Origin of the sequence: Shewanella sp. SM101, assembly GCF_025654465.1 — a bacterium.
GTDB classification, from domain to species: Bacteria; Pseudomonadota; Gammaproteobacteria; order Enterobacterales; family Shewanellaceae; genus Shewanella; species Shewanella oncorhynchi.
Genome location: NZ_JAKKRH010000026.1, coordinates 24,751 through 48,335, shown reverse-complemented (window position 1 = coordinate 48,335; position 23,585 = coordinate 24,751). Strand labels below are relative to the sequence as shown.

The following is a 23,585-nucleotide window of genomic DNA, read 5'->3' as shown; positions in this document are numbered from 1 at the left end:
GCCGGAGCAATAAATGGCCTTAACTAACTGCCATTAAATTCCCGCTGAATTCTGCAATTAAGGTGGTTTGGGTATATAATGCGGGCTCTTAAACCAGATAGCGCAGCCGCGCCAAGAGATGACCATGATTAATAATGATATTTTGCGCCGTTTGCGCTTCGTGTTTGATTTTAGCAATGCAAAAATGATTAAAATTTTTGCTAAAGCTGGAAGAGAAGTGCCTGTCGAAGAGATGATTGATCTTCTACGTAAAGAAGAGGAAGAAGGTTATAAAGCTTGTAACGACACGACCTTATGTCAGTTTTTAGATGGTCTTATCATAGAGAAGCGCGGTCTACGTGAAGGTGCAGAAATTCCAGCGCCCGTTTCACGTTTAAACAACAACCTCATCTTTAAAAAGCTGAGAGTTGCCCTCGAAATGCGTGAAGAAGACATAGTAGCAGCTTTGGCTTTAGCCGAAGTGCAAATGTCAAAATCAGAGCTAAGCGCCCTGTTCCGCAATCCAGACCACAAGAATTTTAAAGAGTGTGGCGATCAAATACTGCGTAACTTTATCCGCGGCTTATCACTTAAGTATCGCGGCGTATAACGCTAAACTTATGACATAAAACGCAGCTTAGGCTGCGTTTTTTTATATCCGTTTTTATCTACACCTGAGCTTGTTTGGATATAAACAAGACCTTAACAATTCCATCTCAACAACCTCAGAAATCCTGTTTAAAACAGCTGACTTTTTTACTGCTGCAAAAAAAACCACAAATACCTCGTTCCACGGACAACAAAGATCACATTTCATGATAACCTTACGTGACTTACAGCACGTATTGACCACTTAAACAATAACTCAAAAGGTTACCCATGGACGATAATAAACGCCCCCTCTATCTTCCGTTTGCAGGACCTGCCATTCTTGAAGCCCCACTGATTAACAAGGGCAGTGCATTTTCTGAAGAAGAGCGTATTTTCTTTAACCTCGAAGGCTTAGTCCCCTATGCCATTGAAACGATTGAGGAGCAGGCTTCTCGCGCCTACGATCAATTTAGAAGTTTCAATAACGACTTAGACAAGCACATTTACCTACGTAATATCCAAGACACAAACGAGACCTTATTTTATCGTTTAGTGCAAAATAACATCAGCGAGATGATGCCCATCATCTATACGCCGACGGTAGGTTTAGCTTGTGAACGTTTCTCGAAAAACTATCGCCGCAACCGTGGTTTGTTTATCTCCTATCCGAACAAAGATAGGATCGATGACATCCTCAATAACTCGACTCGTCAAAAAGTTAAAATTATCGTAGTCACTGATGGTGAACGTATTTTAGGCCTTGGCGATCAAGGTATTGGCGGCATGGGGATCCCTATCGGTAAGCTGTCACTCTACACTAGCTGTGGCGGTATCAGTCCGGCTTATACCCTGCCCATTACCTTAGATGTTGGCACAGATAATCCGCAATTGTTAGAAGATCCTATGTATATGGGTTGGCGCCATCCACGCATTGGTGGCGAAGAATATGCCGAGTTTATCGAAGCCTTTATGCAAGCCGTCCACGTGCGTTGGCCGGATACTTTGATCCAGTTCGAAGACTTTGCCCAAAAGAATGCCATGCCGATCCTAGAGCGTTATAAGGATCGCTATTGCTGCTTTAACGATGATATTCAAGGTACTGCTGCGGTTGCCGTTGGTTGCTTGCTCGCCGCGTGTAAGGCTGCGGGCACTGAATTGAATCAACAACGTATCGCCTTCCTCGGTGCTGGTAGTGCCGGTTGTGGTATTGCCGAAGCTATCGTGGCACAAATGGTGTCTGAAGGGATCAGCGACGAGCAAGCTCGCACTCAAGTGTGTATGGTTGACCGTTGGGGCTTATTGCTCGACAACATGCCTAACCTGTTGCCATTCCAGCAAAAATTGGCGCAGAAATGCACCAACATCCAAAATTGGAGCAATTTCAGCGACAATATTTCACTGCTCGATGTGGTTAACAACGCCAAGCCGACAGTGCTGATTGGGGTATCTGGCGTTCCGGGTCTCTTCACCGAAGAAATCATCCGTGCTATGCACAGCCATTGTGCTCGCCCGATTATTTTCCCTATGTCGAACCCCACCAGCCGCGTAGAAGCGACACCGAAGGACATTTTGCATTGGACCTCAGGTCAAGCACTCGTCGCTACGGGCAGCCCGTTCGAGCCTGTGGTTGTCGATAGTGAAACCTATGAAATTGCCCAGTGCAACAACAGCTTTATCTTCCCAGGTATTGGCTTAGGCGTTTTAGCCTCAGGTGCCCGTCATGTATCCGATGCCATGTTGATGGCTTCAAGTCGCGCACTTGCCGAATGTTCGCCACTGGCAATCGATGGTACAGGTCCACTACTGCCTAAACTCGAAGATATCCATGCGGTGAGTAAGCATATTGCTTTTGCCGTAGGTAAAGTCGCAGTTGAACAAGGGTTAACACTGCCAATGAGCGATGAGATCTTACAGCAGTCGATTGAAGGCAATTTCTGGAGTCCAGAATATCGCCGCTACAAACGCACTTCGTTCTAAGCATAGCGTTGCCGCGACCCAAGTCGCAGTAAAGCAGCTTAGTTGAGCGTTTGTGCTAGCCAGCAAAAAGCCCGTTACTTTGCAGTAACGGGCTTTTTCATTTCAATAGAACACTAAGGTGCCATCACCTGTTTAAAGCTATTGAGCAAAGCACGATCGGTACGCGCCTTCTTCAACTTACGTAGGCTTTCTTTGAGCGATTCATCGGCTAAGCGCGTAAAAATGCCATTATATTCTTGCTCTTGGATTGCACTATCGGTATCGGCTTGCTCAGAAATTTCTTGGGCGACACGACTCAATTGCAACCAAGCATTCGCGATATAGAAACCGTGGAATGCGGCTTGTTCCATTAGATTACGCGCACTGGCAGGTAAAGATGCCCAAGCTTGGCTAAATTTACCTTCCCTGTCTTCCAACAGTTCGGCACACAAACCTTGGTACGCTGCTAATAAGTCACCCGGTAATTTCGCCATTGGTAACACTTTATTCGCAACATTGTAAGAAATCTGCTCGGCAGTTTCGCGGTAAACAGCTGATAATTCGCTCATAAAAATCTCGATTCGCATCCCAAAAATAGACTTAAAACTGGCCACTCACATATAAACCATAAACGCCGTTACCCGCAATCGGCGTAACTGTAATCCCCTCATAGGGTTGAGTAAAATACCAACCCGCCAGCGCTCCAATCGCCGCGCCAGCTAACACATCCTCGAGGTAATGCTGGTCGCTCGCCACTCGGGTATAGCCCACATAAGATGCGGCAACATAGGCAGGTAAACCATATTGCCAACCATAGCGCTGCTGAATAAACGTCGCCGCCATAAAGCTGTCTGAGGTATGACCCGATGGAAACGAATCATCGCCACTATCGTCTGGCCTGTCTTTACTCACACCATACTTAAGACCTTCAACAATTAACCGACTCGACACCGCTGCCTGAATTAACTGCCAACTACCATCATAACCCTCTTCATAAAACAAGGTCGCGCCCATCGCAGTAGCGGGTAATAATAAATGCAATATATCGCCAGAGGTTTCTAAATCTGAGCCTGCCCAACTAGTGCCACTCATCATGAATAATGCAGCACAGAGTAATTTCTTCAAGGGTGATTCCTTTGTGGGATAATAACCAAGGCGGAGTTTATACCTTGATCATTAACCGAATGCAAAATTGCTATACATCTATATTAAAAATGAGCAAACAAGTTATGCTAAGCTAACAATTAGCTATTGATTTTAATGCGAACAGGAATCTTTTTTTGCTACATCAACTTAGGTATTTATCATTCTCCTTATTGCTGCTTCTACTGCCGCTTAGCAACGCTATGGCAGAAGAAAAAACTCAGGTTGATAAAATATTTGCAAGATTTGAAAGCGGCGTCCCTATGACCCGTGAAGAAATCGAAAGCAATCTAGTGTTATTAAGCAAACTAATTTCGACTGACGATGTCACCCGTCATGAAAAGCTGCAACTGCTTAAATGCTGGGATCAGAATACAGAAAACGACACAGCTATTGCACTGGCACTTAAAAATACTAACCAAGCACTGAGCAATATTCCGCCAACCGCCTCCCCCCATTTCATTACCGACCTCACGCTCTGCCGCTCTTGGTTTCTGCAATTAAGTGGTGACATGGATGGCGCGATGGAAGGCTATAATCTCAGTGTTAAACGTGCCTATGAGCATGAAGACCTTAAGCTAATCGCCGACTCGCGCAGCATTCGCGGCGCACTTTACTCTTATATTGGCGATTTTTCTGCGGCATTAGACGATCTCGTCACAGCGCAAGATCTCTATGAATCACTCAATTTAAGCGGTTGGGCTAACATTAACCTTGCCGATGTTGCTACCAGTTTTAGACGTTATGGCGATCCCCAAAGTGCAATCCGCTATTACACCAAACTCAAAGCTCTCTATCTAAAAAACAATAACCAAGAACAGGCAATGTATGTCAACTCGGACATTGGCCTTGCCTTAGATGAACTCGGTGAACATCAACAGGCCGTAGATAATTTCTTAGTAAGTTATCAATACTTCAAGGAACATCAGCAGGAAAAAGTGGCAGCAACTATGGCAACGAATATTGCCTACAGCTTAATCAAACTCAATCGTCTAAACGAAGCCGAAAAGTATTTAATCGAAGCCGATACTGTTATTAATGAAAAAGATCTGACCGATTACAGCTTCATGAAGCTTTTTATGGCCGATATAAAGTTTCAACAAGCTCGCTATAAAGAGGCGCTTACCGAACTTGAGCAAGGGGAAAAAGCCTTTCGCACTCTGCAGAATAATCGGGGACTCACTCAACTGCTGCAGCTTAAAAGTAACATATATGTGGCTATGAATGATTTATCTGCCGCCTACGGAGCGCTGCAAGAATTTGTTACCCTAACAAAAAAAGTCGATGGCAATTCTCTCTCCCATCATACGACAGAATTAAAGGTCAAGTTTGATACCAGTCGGATTGAATCTGAAAATCAACGCTTGATTGAAAACCAAAACCTTAAAGAACAAGAGCTCGCGCTACTCGAAAAGAACAAATCACTGCAACACATTATCCTATTACTAGCGGGCTTTATCCTAACGATAGTGTCTATATTCGCTTATAAACAAGTACATAGAAATCGCCAACTGCAAGTTATTGCCCTCACGGATTACCTTACCAAACTCCCTAATCGTCGGCATATTTATGCCCAAGCCGCGAAATATTTTCAGCAAGCCTTAAAACATCAAAGCCCTTTTTCAGTGATTATTTTTGATGCGGATCACTTCAAAAAAATCAACGATAACTTCGGCCATGAATTAGGCGATCGCGCCCTTATGACCATTGCAAATGCAGGCCGAGCCTTATCAGGTAATAAAGACCTCGTTGGCCGCATCGGTGGTGAAGAGTTTTTAATCCTATTGCCTAACACTGACGCCACAGGTGCGTTAGCGCTGGCGCATCAATTGCAGAACCATATTAGCCGCCTTAGCGCACAGAATTTACCAGCAGAACTCAAATTAACCGTTAGCGCTGGTGTCGCCACTTTAGAACCACAAAATAATACTGAAGATGCATATCAAGATAAAGATTTTGCCACCTTGCTAAAGCGGGCCGACAATGCTCTTTATGAGGCTAAAAATGCGGGCAGAAATTGTGTGAAATCAGCCAAGAATGAGGCTTTAAGAGAGAATTAAACGGCCTTATGCCAAAACACTTGATGTTGTAATGGCGGTGGCAAAGTGCCAAACCATGTCTGATACAGACGACTAAATTCACCCGAGTCTTTCATTTTCTCAAGCTCTGTTTGCCAACTGATAACGGTTTCCGCCGACGTCCCTTTAGAAAAAGCTAAATAGAGATTAATCTCCGATACCACAAACACTTGGCGGATATCTGTCTCACTCGCGCCAACCTCTTCGAGTATCTGCTTTACCGCAAGATCCGCTTGGCACCAAAAACGAATTCGAGAAAACAGCAACTGTTTCGCCGATTGCTGTGGAAAACTCGCCACCAGCAAATTATCCACGCCCGCTTGTTGTAGCAACTGCGCACCCGCCGATTCCCGATAAACCCCCACAATATCTGTCGATTGAAGTTCAGCAAGTTGATCGAGAGCGATAGGATCTGCCGCCCTTGCGTACAATGCAATTTTGCTGGTCGCAATAGGACCGATAAAATCAAACTGCTCAGCTCGTTCATCATTAATTGACGTAGCAAAAAGTAAAACGTTCGCAGAGGTATTAGCAATCGAATACGCCCGAGCCCAAGGTAACACATCGATTTTTTCACTCTGACCCAGTCTTGATTGCAAGGTATTGACTAAGTCCACCGCAAAACCTTGCGGCACACCATTTTGCTCGTAACTCATGGGAGGCCAAGCTTCGGTCACCAATTTCAACTTGTCAGGCGCCGCAAAAACAAGATTAGGCATCAGGCCTAATAAGCTCATCGCAAGAAAACACGCCCTAAGGGGAATCGCACTCAGCATACGAATACCAAACGATAAACAGTAGACCTAATCATAGACTCAATCCCAACAGCAAATAAACAAATACCCCAAAGAAAATATCGCCTCACGCCCCCTTCTGAGTAAACTCGTCCTCAATAAGTGAAAACTGCTATCATATTGCCACCTAGCCAAGAGCCTCGCTGCAATCAATTCATGTCAACTTTAGTCAATCAAACCCCAAGCCAATCCTATGCCAGCATGCTGTCGCGGCTCGCTCTGCAAATTAAAACGTGGGGAAAAGCACTCGGATTTGCGCAGGTTGGCATTTGCGATACGGATTTAACCGCTGAAGAAGCCAAACTCCAAGCATGGCTAGACAAAGGTTTTCATGGCGAAATGGCCTATATGGCTACCCATGGCATGATGCGCGCTCGCCCGCAAGAACTGCATCCGGGCACAGTGCGGGTGATCTCCGTACGGATGGACTATTTGCCACCCGAAGCTGGCTTTGCAACGAATCTCACCGATCCCAACTTAGGTTATATTTCCCGTTATGCCGGAGGTCGCGACTATCACAAGTTGATCCGCGCTCGACTTAAAAAGCTCGGAGATCAAATCAGTGCAGAGTTAGTTGCTCTCGGTTTCGATGCCGCTGACTTTCGCCCCTTTGTTGACTCAGCCCCTGTACTTGAGCGCCCCCTAGCCGAAAAAGCCGGTATAGGCTGGACAGGTAAACACTCACTCATACTCAACCATGAGGCTGGCAGTTGGTTCTTTTTAGGTGAGCTACTGATCAATTTGCCTCTACCTGTGGATATTCCCATTCAAGAAGGCTGTAACACTTGTGTCGCCTGCATTACCTCCTGTCCAACGGGTGCAATCGTAGAACCTTATGTGGTCGATGGCAGACGCTGTATTTCCTATCTCACCATTGAGTTGCAGGGCGCTATTCCCGAAGAATTTAGGCCACTCATGGGCAATCGCATCTATGGCTGCGATGATTGCCAACTCGCGTGTCCCATCAATCGCCAAGCGCCGCTGACTGAAGAAACTGACTTTCATATTCGTCCGCAGTTAAAGCAACCTGACCTTCTCAGCCTTTTTGCTTGGAGCGAGGCCGAGTTTCTTAAACAAACTGAAGGCAGCGCCATTCGTCGCATTGGACATAAACGTTGGCTACGTAATATTGCAGTAGCACTGGGTAACGCTCCCGCGAGCCCAAGCATTATTGCCGCACTTAACGCCCGCAATCACAGCGAAGATATCGATGAGATAGTGCGTGAGCATATTGAATGGGCGCTTAATGCCCAGCAATCGCGCCTTGCTGAAAGCGCAGCAACTGAACAACAAAAAGCCCGCCGCAAAACCGAGCGCATGGTGCGCATTATCGAAAAAGGCTTACCGCGAGATGCTTAAGTTAGTCGGCAAGCAATAAACAACAACGGATGCATAAGCATCCGCTGTTACTAACTCAATAAACTCAGTAAAAAAATATTTCACTCAAGCATAATATTAACCAAGGCGGTGACGTAGTTCTCGCGTGGCATCGACCATGTTTTTCAGTGCGGGTTCGACTTCATCCCAAGTACGGGTTTTTAGGCCACAATCTGGGTTGACCCACAGCTGACGTACGGGCACTTTTTGCGCCGCTTTCTCGATTAAGTGCACCATGGCCTCCACACTTGGGGTGTTTGGCGAATGAATGTCATACACTCCTGGGCCAATTTCATTTGGATATTCAAAATCTTCGAAGGCATTGAGTAACTCCATCCGTGAACGCGAAGTCTCGATGGTGATCACATCGGCATCCATGGCGGCAATCGCGGCAATCGTGTCGTTAAACTCGCTGTAACACATGTGAGTATGGATTTGAGTCTCATCAGTCACGCCAGCAGCGCTGAGTTTAAAGGCATTCACCGCCCAATCTAAATAGGTTTGCCACTCACTTTGTTTCAATGGCAGACCTTCACGGAAGGCGGGCTCATCAATTTGTATAATGCCAATACCTGCATTTTGTAAATCCACCACTTCATCACGGATCGCCAGCGCCAGCTGAGTCGCAATCACATCGCGGCCGATATCTTCACGGGCGAATGACCAATGCAGAATCGTCACCGGGCCAGTCAGCATGCCTTTTACAGGCTTGTCGGTGAGACTTTGGGCAAACTCGGCCCAATCGACCGTCATCGCCTTTGGACGACTGACATCACCATAGATCAACGGCGGCTTAACACAGCGTGAGCCATAACTTTGCACCCAACCATTTTTGGTAAAGCCAACGCCCGCAAGCTGCTCACCAAAGTATTCCACCATATCGTTGCGCTCGGCCTCACCATGAACCAGTACATCGATACCGAGTTTAAGCTGGCGGTCGATAGTATCGCGGGTGACTTGTTGTAATTGCTCTGTATATTGTGCATCACTCAGATCGCCCTTGCGCCAACGACTGCGTAGTCCACGGATTGCAGGTGTTTGTGGGAAGGAGCCAATGGTGGTGGTCGGCAACAGAGGTAAACGGTATTTCTGCTGCTGCACTGCTTGGCGTACGTTGAAATCACTGACGCGCTCATAATCGGCAGATGTCAACGCGGCAACGCGGGCAATCACTTGACTGTCGGCGGCCTGCGCTTTCGCCTCGCGGCGCGCCAAACTGGTTTGCACAATCTCTTTTGCCGCGATAGATTCAGGTGCCAGTAGCAATTGGCGCACATTGGCCAGTTCAAGTAATTTTTGCTTCGCAAACGCGAGTTGTTGACGCAGCGCGGGCTCAAGCGTGGCTTCCACATCTAAATCCACAGGGCTGTGCTGGAGTGAGCAAGAAGTACCGATCCACAAGCGATCTCCGAGATCACGGGCAACCGCGCCTATGCGTTCGGCAATCAAATCCGCCTCTGCCGCCCACACGTTGCGACCATTGACCACACCCACCGACAAAATTTGATCTCGACCAAGCGCATGGGCAAAGACTGCCAATTGATCCGGCGCTGTGACTAAATCGACATGCAACCCCGCGACCGGCAAGGCCGATACCAGCGCTTGATGGTGTGCGATACCGCCGTAATAACTGGTAAGAAGGATCTTCACCTTTGCAGTGCTGAGGGCTTGATACGCCTCAGTGATCGCCGCTTGCCATTTGCCATCTAACTCCAATGCGAGAATGGGCTCATCGAGCTGTACCCATTGCACACCCTGAGCAGCAAAACGCGCCAAAATGTCAGCATAAGCAGTTAATAAATTGGGTAATAAGCTTAACTTATCAAACTCTTGGCCCACGGTTTTAGCTAGGTACAAGTAGCTAACAGGGCCGAGTAGCACAGGTTTTGCTTTATAACCTAAGGACTGCGCTTCGCTGACTTCATCAAAGAACTGCTCATAGGCAATCGAAAACTCTTGGTTTTGGCTGAGCTCAGGTACCAGATAGTGATAGTTAGTATTGAAATACTTGGTCATTTCAGAGGCTGGCGCATCTTGGCCCGTTGGCGCTCTGCCGCGGGCAACACGGAATAAAGTATCGAGATCGATTGTCCCTTCACCACGATGACGCTCAGGAATGGCATTTAAAGTCGCGCTTAAGGTCAGCACTTGATCATAAAAGGCAAAATCACCTACGGGAACTTGCTCAATGCCCGCAGCAGCTTGCCACTGCCAATGGGTGCGGCGAAGTTCACTCGCCACTTCACGTAATTCCACCTGAGTGCTCTCACCACGCCAGTATTTTTCTAAGGCAAATTTCAATTCACGACGACGCCCAATACGGGGAAACCCAAGACTATTTAATTGCATACTCTATCTTCCTTTATTTGAGATAAGCCATATTCGGCACTTACACCCACCAGATTGTTTTCTCTTGGCACTTTTCAGCACTTCAGCCTGATAAATAACAATGGGCGTCTGGACGTCTAGAAGTTTATTGTGTTAGTCTCTATTCCAGCAACCGAATTGATTTCAAGCACAACATGAGCGAAATTCACTTGGAGTGAACATGATCGAACTAAGACACCTGCGAACCTTAATGGCCCTGAAAGAAAGCGGCAGTTTGGCGGGCGCAGCCAAAAAACGTTTTGTCACTCAATCCGCCCTCTCCCACCAGATTAAGGAGTTGGAGCAAAGGATTAACTCGCCCATTTTTGTGCGTAAGAGTAAGCCACTGTCATTCACCCAAGAAGGTGCACGCCTGTTGCATCTGGCCGAAGAGATTTTGCCTAAGGTGTTAGAAACCGAGACAGATTTGAAGAATGGGCTGGAAACCGAAACCAATCAGTTGCGTGTCGGCATTGAGTGCCATAGCTGTTTTCGCTGGTTAATGCCTGTAATGGAGCAATTTAGGCAAGATCATCCAACTGCCGAGTTAGACTTGTCGAGCCGTCATCTGTTCGACTCGCTCAATGCCTTAGAAATGGGTGAACTGGATATTGTCTTAACCTCAGATCCTGTGCCTGGGCATTCACTCGCCTACCAGCATTTGTTTGATTTTGAAGTGAAGTTAGTGGTTGCTAAGGATCATCCTTTAGCGAAAGAAGCCTATGTCACCCCTAAGCAATTAGCACACTTGCCTATTATCAGTTATCCAGTGCCGTTGACACGTTTAGATATTTATCGCCACTTTTTAGAACCTGCGGGCATAGAGGCAGGCGAGCAAAAAACCTGTGATTTAACCATGATGTTATTGCAACGCATCGCCTGTAAAGACGGCATAGCCGCACTGCCAAGCTGGTCGATTAATGAAGGACATGGACTGAGTCTCGCTACGGTAAAACTCGGCCAAGAAGGTCTAAAACGACCGCTATTTGGTGCCTATCGCCGCCACAGTGCTAACTCTGCATTGATCCAAAATTGGTTACAACTGGTGGCGAGGGAAGGTTTATCCCGCCAGCAGAAGACGAATTAATGCTGGTGACATAGAGTAAAAAGCCTGCGAATGCAGGCTTGTTTATTGAGTCAAATGACTATTTCATAGCATCGACAAATTACAGCGGATTCATCAACAATCCACGCATAGACAAGACACGGCGCAGTATCAACCCAGATGAATTAGGATTACGGGTCTGACGCAAATTATGGGCGATCATAAATTCTTGACGCAGATCCTGATCGAGATCTAACGCCTCGAACGCTTCGATGGTTAAGGTCTGTTGTTGATTATCAATCAATGACTTAATCACACTTAAAGGAAATGACTGTTCGGCATTAGCATTTAAATAGGCAAATGCGGTCAGTGCGATAATTTGGCCGAACACACTGAACAGAGCTAAGGTTTGTACTTCGTCAGCATCAACCTCCACTCCTTCCATATCCGCTAAGCTATCTACCGCATCCGTTGCAATATCTTCAGTCAACTTCCAATAACCTTGGACCAACTTTTTATAGGGCTGTGGCAGTTCATCGAGACGTTCTTTTAAATAGAACGTAAAGGCGTAGCGATAGATATTAACTTGACCTAAGCGGATCAAAGCTTCTTTCAACGAGCGAGTTTTGTGATTTTCCACTACAGCAGCCTGTGCGGAATTACTGCGCATAAGCATGTGCGCTGCCAATGCGGGATCGCTCGAGATAATGTCAATCACATTACGAATGTCGCCTTCAGCAAGAATCGCTTTTTTGAGTGGAATTAAAATCCCTCGCCGGCCAATCACTTGCTCTTCATTCGCTATGATAGCTCTAACTTGAGTAAAAACCTGTTGCTCAAGATCAGTCATAAGACACTTTGCACCTGTTTATTAACAATAAGATGATTCGGTTACCGTTCACATCATACCCAAAATTTAAAGAATTTCAGCCACAAACAGCAGAGTAATAGATAAATTATTCCTGTTTAGTTATTGCTGCCCGCTAACCACTAAAGATAACGACAATTTAGTCACTCTACTGAAACGATATTCAAGACTATACCTATTTCAAAATTTATTCCTTGAACAGAGCCCAAAAAATAAAAAGCCAGACTGAGTCTGGCTTTATCGAAATTGAGCGAATCAATGCCTAGAAGCGATAACCAATGGTTAAACGAATATCGCGGCCTCGACCAGAGTAATAACTATCACCCCAAAGGCCACCGTAATAGCCTGCGCTAACATAGTCTTTATCAAATAGGTTATCGATACGCAGGCTGGCAAGCCAAGCATCACGATTATAATTCAAGGCTAAATTACCGAGCACGTAACTGGCCAGCTTATCGCCTTCGTTACCGTTATCGCCTTCGATAAAGCGGTTACCAGTATAAATTGCTTCGGCAAATACTTGGAAATGCTCAGCAAAATCCATGCTGACATAACCGCGTCCTGTGTGTTTTGCCACCCAAGACAGCTCCTTGCCATCATTGTTACCGTCAGTAAATTCAGCATCTATATAGTTATACTCTAGCCCGAGCTGCAGCGCTTTAGTCACCTGCCAATCCCAATCGGCACTGGCGCCATAACGACGAGAAGCGTCGGCATTGACGTTAGCGCCTTGGAAATCTCCATTTGGAGGTGTCTCCGCGCTAGGATCAAACACGATTTCATCTTCCAAATCGAGACGATAAAGGCTCACTCGTAAAGTTTGGCTCGCAAGAGTCCAATCCCAACCCGCTTCGTAGGAGCGGCCCGTCTGCGGCTTTAAGCCAAACACATCTTTAGGGGTATAAGCTTGCTCATCCACTTTGGCAAAACGGAAGTTTTCATCGCCACGTAGATAGAATCTGTGCTCCGTACTAGGACGGTAGTTTAGGCCAAACTCGAATGCTGTCGCATCTTCATCTAAATCGATACCATTAGGATAAACTTTGCGATCGACTAACTCGTCGGTCACCCGCGCATATCGCCCACCCACAACATAACTTAGGGTATGGCTTAATGGCACAGTGGCTTGTAGATAGGCGCTTTGCATTTGTTGTACATTACTCCGCGCCATAGTGTCAAAATCAGCCTTACCACGGCTGATGTCTAAGCCTGTGACTAGATTTAGCTCGCCTTGACGCGTACTGTAGCTCGCTAACGCTTTAGGGCTAAACATCAACAGTGAGCGCGTGTTATGGCTGTTCGCCCCCCAATTAAAAGAAGACACTAAGGTATCGCTATAATCTAAATCCGCTGCTAAAGCCCAATTTTGATTAAGCTGATGCTGATAACCCGTGCGCGCCGCAGTGGTCATCTCATGGACATATTCGCTGCTCTTGAAAGATTGGCGTGGGTCTTTATTGAACTGTTCTTCTGTCAATGAGCCAGGATTTTCACGGTCATCGTCGTAGTAGCTGGTTTCAACAAAGAACGAGTCTGTGGCTGTTTTATATTGAATGCGGCCAAGAATAGAGCCGGTTTCGTTGGCATTATGCTGGCGATAGTTGTCACCTTGGTTGTAACTACCGGTGAAAAAGTAACGCCAATCTTTGTTGATCGCGCCAGACACATCACCACGACCTTCATAGGTATCAAAGCTACCGCCAGATAACTGCACGCTGCCGCCAGTATTTTCAGGGGACTTAGTGACAATATTGATCACGCCGCCCACGGCTTGATCGCCATAAAGTACACCCGCACTACCCGATAAAATTTCAATACGATCCACTTGATTAAGCGGAATGGCATTAAGGCTAGGCGCTGCGATATCGATATTATTGAGACGACGACCATCAAGTAAAATCAGCGTGTTATTAACGGCAGTGCTGGCGCTAAAACCGCGCATCGCAAAGCTAGTTCCAATATTGTTATCCGAAATTTGAATACCGCTTTGACCACGTAAGACGTCGGTCAAATTAGTCGCGCCACTCATTTCAATCGCAGCGGCATCAATCACATTCACATTGGCGGCAATATTTAACGGGGTCTTATCAGAGCGGCCGATCACGACAAGATGCTCGTCGACTTTAGCTGTGCTGGTATCGTCAGCCGCCATAACGGGCGCGATAATTGAAAAACTGCAAAGGCTGCCGATCAGCAGCGCGATTTTTGTTGGATTTGTTCCCATTTTACCTTTAACTCCTGCAAGGAAAACGGGGCATTGACGCCACGATACCGTTAATTCAGTCGTAAATACTGACGGTGATTATCGCATTTTGAGATCTGCCCACCGAAATCTCAAAAACACCTTTAGGGCCGGTCTCCGGACTTAGGCTATGTTAATCCATTAAAGTTGGATTAACACGAGACTGACCTTTCACATTCTGACTTTCGGGTTCTGTCTTGAACACACCAATCAAACGCGGTCCTCTCTCACCTTTTACCGTTGCGGGGGCAGTGCCAGAATTTCACTGGCTTCCCGATTATCTCACGACACTATCATCGTAAGCACCACAGAAGGTTGACTCAAAATTAGGTTCAAAGGGCGTACAATCTGTTAACGCCCAACAAGGCTCAGAGCATATCAGACCTGAGCGCGCGCATTATAGACGTCTATACGGATGAAAGTCCATTAATCTCAAGTTAGCGAGAAAACTCACATGAGCTAGAAAACACCATCCCAGTTTTTTGCCGCAGGTTTTGGTCTGTCTTTGCTCAAAATCGCCTGACGCTGCTCAGGGGTTTCGCATTGGGCAACGGGAGTAAAATCCAGCGGTTTAATCACTAACGAGTCAGCAGGTTGCACTGGCGACTTGTCGAACATTGGCAAATTCATCGACCAAGAGACCAGCTCCCCCTTTTCGCTGATGCCAACATAACCGTCATCTGCGCCATCTAACCAAGTGAGTCGCGGAATACGTGCAATCAACTTCTCCACATTTTCACGGTTGGCGCGATAACCAACAGGCACCACTTTGCCATCGGGACGCGTAAACACAAAGGAGGCAGGCCCTTGGGTAATGATGCTGCCTTCCTGCCAATATTTATCAAGAATCTCTTGGGCATAGTGAAACCCAAACATATGAGCGTAATCAGTATCGTCGGCCACTATTTGCGGCACGGCCTTATCCCGCAGTAATAAAAAGCCTGAGCCAATGCTGATAATCTCTTTTACCCCTGTGATATTGGTTTTTTTAATCCAATCGACACCACAGTTAATCCCATCGCCCCAAAAATGCGCATCCCCCGTAGGACTTAAAATCGCAAAGGCACAATTGTTTGCCGTCATACTCGCCACATCCTTTAAAGCACTGCGGATCGAGTAAGCATCACTGCGCCAACCCCAACTCACCACAGTGCCGTCCTTTTTCAAGGCGGCATAGGTGTGTTGAAAATATTCGATCTTCGCTACATCCGTAAGCTGCGGGAGTAACTTTTTCATATTGGTCGACTCTTCAACCTGCCCCCAAATCACAGCACTGCCCTCTTTTTTGAGGGCGACAAAACTGCGACCTCTGGCAAAGATATCGACAACATCAACTAATTGATCCTGCACATGTAAGCTATTGCCGCCGTAGGGGCCATAACCCCAAGTATGCACCTTGCCATTAGCATCAAGGGCCGCAATGGCCTCTTGATTAGCGAACAACTTGGTAATATTGGTCATGCGGTTTTGCAGGGCTTTGTCGAGGCTATATTTCCCCGCATTGCCCCAGTACACCACAGTGCCATCTTGACGTAGCGCGGCAAACCCGTCCTTAACTGGGACGATTTGCTTAACTCGCTTAAGCTGCTCCGTCACCTCGCGGCTATCACCGCCAGCATAACTGTCACCCCAAGTGATCACCTCACCGGATTTTGTTAACGCCGCAAAGGCCGAACTGTTGGTGACCACAGTCTCGACTGCGGGTAAATCACAGGGAATATGGCGATACTGTGGACTCGGATTTTCCTTAAATTGGATGAGTTTACCGTTATCAAACTGTAGCAATGACTCGTTATTACTTTCCACAACGGCCATAGGTTGAGGATCGCTACAGCCAGAGATCTGCATGGCAACCATGCCCACGAGTAAAACCTTAGGCCAAGTGATTCGATGAGTGAGCATTACTTATTTCCTTATATTTGCTTGGAGATGTCATTCAATGTTGTGCAGCGGACAGAGCGAGAATGGATTGACCTAACATCGCCTAATGTCAAAAATGGGCAGAATTCTAGCAGCTTGTTGATAAAAAGACGAAAATGCTCACAGTTTACTCTGCAAGTCCCCTACACAGGCTAGCGCCTAACTGATGGCATGCTATTCTAAGCACTCATCACCGCTGTTTAAAGGAGTAACAGTATGACTCGCCCTATTATTCTGGATTGCGATCCCGGCCATGACGACGCCATTGCGCTCATTTTAGCTCTCGCCCATCCAGAGCTGGTTCCACTGGCCGTCACCACTAGTGCCGGCAACCAAACGCCGGATAAAACGCTCAATAATGCCCTGCGGATCTTAACCTTATTAAATCGCAGTGATATTCCTGTCGCTGGCGGCGCCGCCAAGCCATTAGCCCGCGAATTAATCATTGCCGACAATGTCCATGGTGAAACCGGACTCGACGGCCCTGCATTGCCTAATCCAAGTTTTAGTCCTCAAGCCATTACCGCAGTTGAATTAATGGCGCAGCAAATTCGCCAAAGTCATCAGCCAGTAACCTTAATTCCCACAGGGCCGCTGACTAACATCGCCCTTTTACTGGCGAGTCATAGCGAATTACACGCCAAGATCGAACGCATAGTGCTAATGGGCGGTGCAGCCGGTGTCGGTAATTGGACCCCAGCCGCCGAGTTTAATATTTTTGTCGACCCCGAAGCCGCCGATATTGTCTTTAAATCCGGTATTCCCATCACTATGTGTGGGCTCGATGTGACTCATCAGGCACAAATCATGGATGAAGACATAGAACGCATTCGCGCGATTCAAAATCCAATTGCTCAGTGCGTCGCCGAATTATTGGATTTCTTTATGATTTACCACAGAGATCCTAAATGGGGCTTTATTGGTGCGCCATTGCACGACCCCTGCACTATCGCTTGGTTGCTTAAACCTGAGCTATTTGAGGCGCAAGATTGCTGGGTAAGTATTGAAACCCAAAGTGAGTTGACCTTAGGCATGACAGTGGTCGATCGCTATCAGTTAACAGGTAAAGCCGCCAATGCGACTGTGCTGTTTGGGATCGATAGGCAAGGCTTTGTCGATTTACTGGTAGACAGTTTACGCGTCTATGATGCAACTTATCTCAATCGCAGATAAAAATGACAGTGAGTCTTCTATGAGCCAGATACTCGTTATCGGCAGTGCAAATGCCGATCATGTGATGAAATTTGAGTACCTGCCCGCTGCAGGGCAAACCTTAATGAGCCGAGATTATCGCCTCGAACAGGGCGGTAAAGGGGCCAATCAAGCCGTCGCCTGCGCGCGCTTAGCCAAATCAGGTTCACGCACTGATTTTATCTGTCACCTCGGCCAAGACAGTATCGGCGATGATATGCGTCAAAGCTGGATGAAAGATGGCATCAGTGCGGAAGGGATCCGCCAAATAGCCGGACTGAGCACTGGCACTGCCATGATTTTTATCGGTGATAACGGTGAGAATACGATTGGCGTTGCCGCAGGTGCCAACGCCAGCCTTTCACCCGATGACTTAGAAGCTCATTACGCCCTGTTTGCTAATGCGGAGTACTTGTTAACACAATTGGAAACGCCCGCTGCCACAGTGGCAAAGGCGCTGCAAATAGCCAAGAATCTTGGCGTGACGACTGTGCTAAATCCTGCTCCAGCGACGGCACTTGGCCAAGATGTACTCAAGTGGGTAGATATTATTACCCCCAATGAAACCGAAGCAGAAGCCTTAACGGGAGTTGAGATCAACCATATTGATGATGCACACATGGCAGCGCAACTTCTCCACCAGCAGGGAGTAAAGATTGTGGTCATTACCTAAGGTAGCCGTGGCGCATTTATCAGCAGCCCAGGTTTTAATGGGCTAATACCTGCGTTTGAAGTGCAGGCCATAGACACAGTCGCCGCAGGGGATACCTTCAATGGCGCCTTAGTTGTGGGCTTAAGCGAGGGCATGTCGATTGCTGCAGCCGTGGGATTTGCCAATGCAGCCAGTGCCATTACTGTCACTCGCCCAGGTGCACAACGTGCGATTCCCTATCGACAGGAGCTTTCGTACTAAAAACGTAAGACGTTCTGAAGTAGACGCCCTGCTTTAGAACAAAAAATTATAATTTATAAATCAAACACATAAATAATAGTTCCTGAGTACTTAGTTCACTCCAACTAAGTACTCACCTATGTTTACCGCTAACAATTTGCCGCCAATAACAATGCAAGCTTTCAACCTAAAGTTGCATATACATAATTTACACGCTGATTTCATTCCCATTTAATGAAGATTGCTTATGCTAGCAGGTGCATGTCCGAGTCAAAACGGCTCGGCTACCCTTGTTCAAATAAGGAAGTACCAGATGAAAGCAAAAAGCACAGCTTTACGTAACGTGACCAGCACTAGCCTAATCGGCCTAGGATTATTATTCGCTAGCCAAGCGAGTGCCAACGAATGTGAACTGAAAATTGCCGCCACTGATGCAATGCAATTTGACACTAAAGAGCTGTCTGTACCTGCAAGCTGTAAAGAAGTGACCTTAACCTTAACCCACTCAGGCACCTTACCAAAAGCAGCGATGGGCCATAACTGGGTATTAACTAAGGCAGCCGATATGTCAGCCGTAGCGACCGAAGGTATGAGTGCCGGTCCTGATGCAGCCTATGTCAAAGCCGGTGATACGCGCGTTATCGCACACACAGATTTAGTGGGCGGTGGCGAATCAACGTCTATCACCTTTAGCACTGCCGGTATGAGCGCTACCGAAGCCTACCAATTCTTCTGCAGTTTCCCAGGTCACTGGGCGATTATGCAAGGCAGTTTCAAGTTAAAAGCTTAAAGGAATGGCCTAGCCTCACCTTAAGTTAGTCAATAAAAAAGCGGATCTTAGGATCCGCTTTTACATTTCAGCCATTGCATTTAGCCGCACTAATCCATCATGGTCTTGGTTGGATGACTAATGGCGCAAAGCTCGTCATCGCATTACCGTTAGCGCCGTTCAAGTTAGGATATTCAACCCCTTCCTGTAAAGTGTAATACACATCGACAAAGTCATCGTCATTGGTGAACCAAGCATCCGGCATCACACTTAAAATACCATTGGTGATTTGCGGGATCAGCGCATAACCCTGAGCTTCAGGATCGGGGATCGACTTTAAGATCTGCTCCGCCGCTTCCAACAGCTTAGTGGCCAACACTTTATAGTTAGTACCATCGTCATGCTCCATTAAGATCATGTCCGCAGCCGCCCAACGATAACGCTCCCAATGTATGATGATTTGATTCGGATAATAGGTCGTATCCGCATAATCTAAATAGGGCATTTCGACGATATCGAGCACAGGCTCTTCACGGCTTGGATCAACCCCAGTCACTATGCCGTAAATTTCGGCACGACCAGAAATCCACGGCTCATGGTCATCCTTCAAGGATATTTGTTTGATCACTGTGGTTGAAATCGGCTTATCTGCCACCGCCTGTGTTTGTGCACGGCTCAGTAGCGCGCCCTCTTTTCTCGCTGACTGCGCCTCGGCAAATGTCGCCCGCATCACCTCTAAGCCAGCCACAAAGGCTTTTTTGCTATCGATACCGACCACAAACACTGGTTGCTGCGGCAGGTTATACACGTCTAATTGATGCACTTGTCCATGAATATCAAAGGCTTCAATATAATCCCACTGACGCTCGTCACCATCGGGCTCATAGGCAAATAGAGGAGACTCACCTTGCTGCCATGGGGTTAACATGGTTTCATCCGCCAGACGCACTTGCACCAGAGAATCTGCTTTGGCACTTAAGCCCTTCATTCGGCGAATCGACGCATCGGCTTTGGTGATCACATTATCATTGAGCCTATGCTGAGACAGAATGTCATCGGCATTTACTGCCAACTGATACTGGTTTATTTCAGTCTGTAAGATAGGCGCAAGCTGCGCATATTGATGGCTTAAATCTAACGCCAATGCCCGCTTAGTATTGGTTAACTGCGCTTGTGCATCCAAAGTCGAATCCTTTAGCGACTCTTGTAGTAAGCGTAACGCCTCTCCATCTAAGGCTTGGCCATAACTCAGGGTTGCCGAAGCCGACAAACACAGCAATAAACTGGATTGAAGTAGTTTCATAGGAGTTCCCTTACCTTGATAAAGTTAAACGTGCGTTCGAATTCCTTATATATGAGCACAGAGCAGCATCTAAGTAAATCAAATGATAATAGTTATCGTTAATTATTAATGGTATAGGGTACGTAATCTCGGCTAAATGCGATAAAAACAAGCTAATGACAGCATCAGTAGATCAGTCCAGCCGAACAGAGTGTATGAAGATAAACGAGGAAATAGAATGAAATGAATTGATATGCACAGTTTCGCAAGCGACAAAAACACAAAAGGCAGATCTTAAGATCTGCCTTTTGCTGTTCATCGCCAGAGTGACGTTTCAGAACGCTTTGAACGCTCCCTTACGATCACACTGGCTTGATAAGACAAGGTTAAACGAATGAGTGTTACTCTTCGTCGAAATCATCTTCATCAAGATCTTCGGCATCAGTAGCCGCTTCAGCCGCTAATGCTGCGGCTAATTTTGCTTTAGCTTGTTTCTCTGAGCGACGTTTATTGCGCTCAGTTAACGTGCCTAAAAACACTTGTAATTCAGTTAAGCCCCAAGCTTGCGCTTCGGCTTCAGTCGCAAAGCCATCGTGGCTCTTAGACACAACTGTTTTAGTTGATGTCATGCGACGAGTGATTTCAGTTTTCCAACCGTTGTCGCCCTGTGTCACGCGAAAATCGTATTTTTTGCCCTTGCTCATTCTGCTCTATTTCCTAAATGATGCTTGTCACGTTTGTCTTATCAAGCGAACCAAACGCTCATCATAAAACAAAAGGAGCGCAGTGTACTTGATTTCGGCCCAGAAAGATCGCCCAGATGAAAATATTCATGCCAGTTTCATCGACTCGCCCAGTGGAGTCAATGCTCACATCTAGAGCAACACTGTGCATATATCCCGACCGTCCTCTGTCTAAGGCAGTTTATCGCAAGCTAGCGTGCCTTAGATAATAGTCGTGCAAACGGTATATATTCTTGTTTATGTCATACAAATAGGCTTTTTCAGTCACATTAACACTTTAGAGTTTCTGATTAATATTAATAATTTACATCATTACTCATAGGTAAATCTGATGAAACTATACCCTATTTCGTCGCTCTCACTCGGCCTATTAATTGCCATGAGCGCTTTATTAGCCGGTTGCAATAATGACGATGATAACGCCGCTATCACGCCACCCACCAGCAAATCCGTTACTGCTCAAGTGGGAGAAAGACCCTTATTCCTCGTACGTCAGATGCAAGACAGCACACTTAAAACCCGCTTAGAACAATGCACCACTGACAATTTTTATCGCAGCGAATTTTCCATAGGTCACCGTGGCGCGCCAATGAAATTCCCTGAGCATACAAAGGAATCCTACCAAGCGGCTATCGATTCGGGCGCAGGCATAGTCGAGTGTGATGTCACCTTCACCGCCGATAAAGCTTTAGTTTGCCGCCACTCACAGTGCGATCTTGCCAGCACGACCAACATTTTAGCCATACCCGAACTTGCCAATAAATGTTCGAGCCCATTCACTCCTGCTGATGCCGCCAATGGCGTCAGCGCATCGGCAACCTGTTGCACTAGCGATATCACCCTCGCCGAATTTAAAACTCTCAAGGGTAAGATGGAAGGCAACAATCCGAAAGCGACCACTGCGGCCGAATTCATCAATGGTACCCCAAGCTGGCGCACCGATCTTTATGCTGGCAATGGCACCTTGATGACCCACGCTGAAAGTATTGAAATGTTTAAAAAAGCCAGTGTGAAGATGACGCCTGAGCTAAAAGCCGCCAGCGTATCTATGCCCTTCGATGGTTTTACTCAGCAGGATTACGCGCAAAAAATGTTGGATGAATACACTGCGGCGGGCGTCGATGCTTCGCAAGTATTCCCTCAATCATTTATCTTAGATGACATCAAATATTGGGTCGCCAACGCACCTGAATTTGCGAAGCAAGCCGTGTTTCTCGATGACAGATACGATTATAACAGCGCCTCTGATCCGCAGAACTCTGCCACTTGGTCACCATCAATGGCGGATTTAAAGACCCAAGGCGTCGAAATTATTGCGCCGCCACTCTGGGTATTAGTCGCCTTAGATGCGGACAAAAAGATCATTCCTTCTGAATACGCTAAGGCCGCCAAAGGCGCAGGGCTTAAGATCATCACTTGGTCGCTGGAGCGATCTGGTTTATTAAAAAATGGCGGCGGCTTTTACTATCAAAGCATTACCGAAGCGATAGATAACGAAGGCGATACCTTTGAATTACTTGATGTACTGGCGAAAGATGTCGGCGTGATTGGAGTGTTCTCCGACTGGCCAGCCACAGTGACTTACTATGCTAACTGTATGGATTTATAAGTCATCGATATAGAAAACAAAAAATGCGTTAACGATTAATCGTTAACGCATTTTTTTATTGCGAAAATAATCTATATCTCGCCGCGAGCTATTTAAACAGGTGCTGGATATTCTTTAAATCGCCCTTACCTTCGGCAATTTCTTCAGGCGTTAACCCTGTGACTTCGTGCGGGAAAACTAACCAGTCTTCAGAGGCATGAATGTAATAGTCGGGTTTTAAAGGCACTGCGGTATTTTTTGGCTTGTAATAAGGGCAAGCGATACGGATATCGGTTGGCATATTTAGGCGCATCAGTTGGCTGAGTTTTTCTTTTAATGCATGAATACTACGGCCAGAGTCAAACACGTCATCCACAATCAACAAACCGTCACTCGCGTTCGCATTTTCAACGATGTAATGCAGGCCATGCACTTTGATTTCTTTGCTTTGTTTGTCGGTGCCAATCCCATAATAAGAAGAGGTACGCACGGCAATGTGATCGGTTTCAACTTGTTTAAAATCGAAAAACTCCTGTACCGCGATCCCGATTGGAGCACCGCCACGCCAAATACCCACGATAAATTGCGGACGAAAGCCACTCTCATACACTTGCGAAGCTAATAAAAATGAATCTTCCAGCAATTGCTGCGCGGTAACAAAATACTTTTCTGACATGACACAGTCCCCATCACATTGATTTTATTCTTAGGTCGTTAAAGCTTATGACCCCTGTAAGGTCTGTTCGGCGGGTAAAGGTTC

General features: G+C 46.6%; 18 protein-coding genes, 1 pseudogene and 1 riboswitch. Of the genes and pseudogenes, 9 read left to right on the top strand and 10 right to left on the bottom strand.

Features of this window, described 5'->3' with window-relative positions; all coding sequences use genetic code 11:
• Positions 1 to 124: 124 nt before the first annotated feature.
• Together L5M38_RS15035 and L5M38_RS15030 are read left to right on the top strand one after the other, a co-directional pair.
• Positions 125 to 589 (top strand): DUF1456 family protein, encoded by a 465-nt coding sequence (locus L5M38_RS15035; RefSeq protein ID WP_168824742.1) that lies wholly within the window; start codon positions 125 to 127, stop codon positions 587 to 589.
• Between the two features lie 269 nt (positions 590 to 858).
• On the top strand, positions 859 to 2,547 hold the full coding sequence (locus L5M38_RS15030) for an NAD-dependent malic enzyme (RefSeq protein WP_263169425.1): 1,689 nt from the start codon (positions 859 to 861) through the stop codon (positions 2,545 to 2,547).
• A 113-nt stretch (positions 2,548 to 2,660) separates the two neighbouring features.
• Here the strand turns inward: L5M38_RS15030 and L5M38_RS15025 are convergent, their stop codons facing one another.
• Both L5M38_RS15025 and L5M38_RS15020 read right to left on the bottom strand, forming a co-directional pair.
• Positions 2,661 to 3,095, bottom strand: coding sequence for a DUF3069 domain-containing protein (locus L5M38_RS15025; protein ID WP_105250165.1), 435 nt, complete (start codon positions 3,093 to 3,095; stop codon positions 2,661 to 2,663).
• A 31-nt stretch (positions 3,096 to 3,126) separates the two neighbouring features.
• The gene (locus tag L5M38_RS15020) at positions 3,127 to 3,651 is read right to left on the bottom strand and encodes a phosphatase PAP2 family protein (RefSeq protein WP_263179565.1); all 525 of its coding nucleotides are present in this window, start codon (positions 3,649 to 3,651) and stop codon (positions 3,127 to 3,129) included.
• Between the two features lie 221 nt (positions 3,652 to 3,872).
• Between L5M38_RS15020 and L5M38_RS15015 the strand changes: the two genes are divergently transcribed.
• Positions 3,873 to 5,729: a GGDEF domain-containing protein gene (locus L5M38_RS15015; RefSeq protein ID WP_173913147.1), complete on the top strand. Its 1,857-nt coding sequence runs from the start codon at positions 3,873 to 3,875 to the stop codon at positions 5,727 to 5,729.
• Here L5M38_RS15015 and L5M38_RS15010 read toward each other — a convergent pair.
• Positions 5,726 to 6,523: a substrate-binding periplasmic protein gene (locus L5M38_RS15010; RefSeq protein WP_173242870.1), complete on the bottom strand. Its 798-nt coding sequence runs from the start codon at positions 6,521 to 6,523 to the stop codon at positions 5,726 to 5,728. The genes L5M38_RS15015 and L5M38_RS15010 overlap by 4 nt on opposite strands.
• A gap of 174 nt (positions 6,524 to 6,697) precedes the next feature.
• Between L5M38_RS15010 and queG the strand changes: the two genes are divergently transcribed.
• On the top strand, positions 6,698 to 7,900 hold the full coding sequence (queG, locus tag L5M38_RS15005) for a tRNA epoxyqueuosine(34) reductase QueG (RefSeq protein ID WP_173242868.1): 1,203 nt from the start codon (positions 6,698 to 6,700) through the stop codon (positions 7,898 to 7,900).
• 96 nt (positions 7,901 to 7,996) lie between these two features.
• Here queG and metE read toward each other — a convergent pair whose 3' ends face one another.
• Positions 7,997 to 10,267 (bottom strand): 5-methyltetrahydropteroyltriglutamate--homocysteine S-methyltransferase, encoded by a 2,271-nt coding sequence (gene metE, locus L5M38_RS15000; protein WP_263179563.1) that lies wholly within the window; start codon positions 10,265 to 10,267, stop codon positions 7,997 to 7,999.
• A gap of 199 nt (positions 10,268 to 10,466) precedes the next feature.
• Here metE and L5M38_RS14995 point away from each other — a divergent pair, with 199 nt between their 5' ends.
• Entirely contained in the window at positions 10,467 to 11,372 is a 906-nt protein-coding gene (locus tag L5M38_RS14995; RefSeq protein ID WP_028761667.1) for a LysR family transcriptional regulator, read from the top strand.
• 79 nt (positions 11,373 to 11,451) lie between these two features.
• On the opposite strand, the gene L5M38_RS14990 is transcribed toward L5M38_RS14995, so the two are convergent.
• From L5M38_RS14990 to L5M38_RS14980, 3 genes are all read right to left on the bottom strand, one after another.
• On the bottom strand, positions 11,452 to 12,180 hold the full coding sequence (locus tag L5M38_RS14990) for an HDOD domain-containing protein (RefSeq protein WP_105250172.1): 729 nt from the start codon (positions 12,178 to 12,180) through the stop codon (positions 11,452 to 11,454).
• A gap of 280 nt (positions 12,181 to 12,460) precedes the next feature.
• Positions 12,461 to 14,422 carry a TonB-dependent receptor gene (locus L5M38_RS14985; protein ID WP_263179562.1) on the bottom strand — a complete coding sequence of 654 codons (1,962 nt, stop codon included), beginning with the start codon at positions 14,420 to 14,422 and terminating at the stop codon, positions 12,461 to 12,463.
• A gap of 108 nt (positions 14,423 to 14,530) precedes the next feature.
• A riboswitch (cobalamin riboswitch) is annotated at positions 14,531 to 14,765 on the bottom strand.
• Between the two features lie 134 nt (positions 14,766 to 14,899).
• A complete protein-coding gene (locus tag L5M38_RS14980; protein WP_263179561.1) occupies positions 14,900 to 16,342 on the bottom strand; it encodes a hypothetical protein in 1,443 nt (480 codons plus the stop codon).
• Positions 16,343 to 16,576: 234 nt separating this feature from the next.
• Here L5M38_RS14980 and rihA point away from each other — a divergent pair, with 234 nt between their 5' ends.
• The 3 genes and pseudogenes from rihA to azu all read left to right on the top strand — a co-directional run bounded on the left by rihA (position 16,577) and on the right by azu (position 19,233).
• On the top strand, positions 16,577 to 17,533 hold the full coding sequence (gene rihA, locus L5M38_RS14975) for a pyrimidine-specific ribonucleoside hydrolase RihA (RefSeq protein WP_212599711.1): 957 nt from the start codon (positions 16,577 to 16,579) through the stop codon (positions 17,531 to 17,533).
• Positions 17,534 to 17,552: 19 nt separating this feature from the next.
• Positions 17,553 to 18,464, top strand: a pseudogene (gene rbsK, locus L5M38_RS14970) (ribokinase).
• A gap of 292 nt (positions 18,465 to 18,756) precedes the next feature.
• Positions 18,757 to 19,233, top strand: a complete 477-nt coding sequence (azu, locus tag L5M38_RS14965) for an azurin (RefSeq protein ID WP_028759449.1) — start codon at positions 18,757 to 18,759, stop codon at positions 19,231 to 19,233.
• 97 nt (positions 19,234 to 19,330) lie between these two features.
• Here azu and L5M38_RS14960 read toward each other — a convergent pair whose 3' ends face one another.
• Positions 19,331 to 20,515 (bottom strand): DUF3103 domain-containing protein, encoded by a 1,185-nt coding sequence (locus L5M38_RS14960; RefSeq protein WP_263179560.1) that lies wholly within the window; start codon positions 20,513 to 20,515, stop codon positions 19,331 to 19,333.
• Between the two features lie 380 nt (positions 20,516 to 20,895).
• Positions 20,896 to 21,198 carry a DUF3622 domain-containing protein gene (locus L5M38_RS14955; protein ID WP_105250177.1) on the bottom strand — a complete coding sequence of 101 codons (303 nt, stop codon included), beginning with the start codon at positions 21,196 to 21,198 and terminating at the stop codon, positions 20,896 to 20,898.
• A 370-nt stretch (positions 21,199 to 21,568) separates the two neighbouring features.
• On the opposite strand from L5M38_RS14955, the gene L5M38_RS14950 reads away from it, so the two are divergent.
• Positions 21,569 to 22,846, top strand: a complete 1,278-nt coding sequence (locus L5M38_RS14950) for a glycerophosphodiester phosphodiesterase family protein (protein ID WP_263179559.1) — start codon at positions 21,569 to 21,571, stop codon at positions 22,844 to 22,846.
• An 88-nt stretch (positions 22,847 to 22,934) separates the two neighbouring features.
• On the opposite strand, the gene L5M38_RS14945 is transcribed toward L5M38_RS14950, so the two are convergent.
• Complete coding sequence (locus L5M38_RS14945; protein WP_028759331.1) at positions 22,935 to 23,501, bottom strand: phosphoribosyltransferase; 567 nt, start codon at positions 23,499 to 23,501, stop codon at positions 22,935 to 22,937.
• Positions 23,502 to 23,585: the final 84 nt, after the last annotated feature.

Excerpts from the sequence above, each read along its gene's own strand:
- L5M38_RS15030 (WP_263169425.1), top strand. The coding sequence starts at position 859 with ATGGACGATAATAAACGCCCCCTCTATCTTCCGTTTGCAGGACCTGCC.
- L5M38_RS15025 (WP_105250165.1), bottom strand. The coding sequence starts at position 3,095 with ATGAGCGAATTATCAGCTGTTTACCGCGAAACTGCCGAGCAGATTTCT.
- L5M38_RS15010 (WP_173242870.1), bottom strand. The coding sequence starts at position 6,523 with ATGCTGAGTGCGATTCCCCTTAGGGCGTGTTTTCTTGCGATGAGCTTA.
- L5M38_RS14945 (WP_028759331.1), bottom strand. The coding sequence starts at position 23,501 with ATGTCAGAAAAGTATTTTGTTACCGCGCAGCAATTGCTGGAAGATTCA.
- L5M38_RS14980 (WP_263179561.1), bottom strand. The coding sequence starts at position 16,342 with ATGCTCACTCATCGAATCACTTGGCCTAAGGTTTTACTCGTGGGCATG.
- rihA (WP_212599711.1), top strand. The coding sequence starts at position 16,577 with ATGACTCGCCCTATTATTCTGGATTGCGATCCCGGCCATGACGACGCC.
- L5M38_RS14985 (WP_263179562.1), bottom strand. The coding sequence starts at position 14,422 with ATGGGAACAAATCCAACAAAAATCGCGCTGCTGATCGGCAGCCTTTGC.
- L5M38_RS14995 (WP_028761667.1), top strand. The coding sequence starts at position 10,467 with ATGATCGAACTAAGACACCTGCGAACCTTAATGGCCCTGAAAGAAAGC.
- L5M38_RS15015 (WP_173913147.1), top strand. The coding sequence starts at position 3,873 with ATGGCAGAAGAAAAAACTCAGGTTGATAAAATATTTGCAAGATTTGAA.
- L5M38_RS14960 (WP_263179560.1), bottom strand. The coding sequence starts at position 20,515 with ATGAAACTACTTCAATCCAGTTTATTGCTGTGTTTGTCGGCTTCGGCA.
- L5M38_RS15035 (WP_168824742.1), top strand. The coding sequence starts at position 125 with ATGATTAATAATGATATTTTGCGCCGTTTGCGCTTCGTGTTTGATTTT.
- azu (WP_028759449.1), top strand. The coding sequence starts at position 18,757 with ATGAAAGCAAAAAGCACAGCTTTACGTAACGTGACCAGCACTAGCCTA.
- L5M38_RS14990 (WP_105250172.1), bottom strand. The coding sequence starts at position 12,180 with ATGACTGATCTTGAGCAACAGGTTTTTACTCAAGTTAGAGCTATCATA.
- queG (WP_173242868.1), top strand. The coding sequence starts at position 6,698 with ATGTCAACTTTAGTCAATCAAACCCCAAGCCAATCCTATGCCAGCATG.
- L5M38_RS14955 (WP_105250177.1), bottom strand. The coding sequence starts at position 21,198 with ATGAGCAAGGGCAAAAAATACGATTTTCGCGTGACACAGGGCGACAAC.
- L5M38_RS14950 (WP_263179559.1), top strand. The coding sequence starts at position 21,569 with ATGAAACTATACCCTATTTCGTCGCTCTCACTCGGCCTATTAATTGCC.
- metE (WP_263179563.1), bottom strand. The coding sequence starts at position 10,267 with ATGCAATTAAATAGTCTTGGGTTTCCCCGTATTGGGCGTCGTCGTGAA.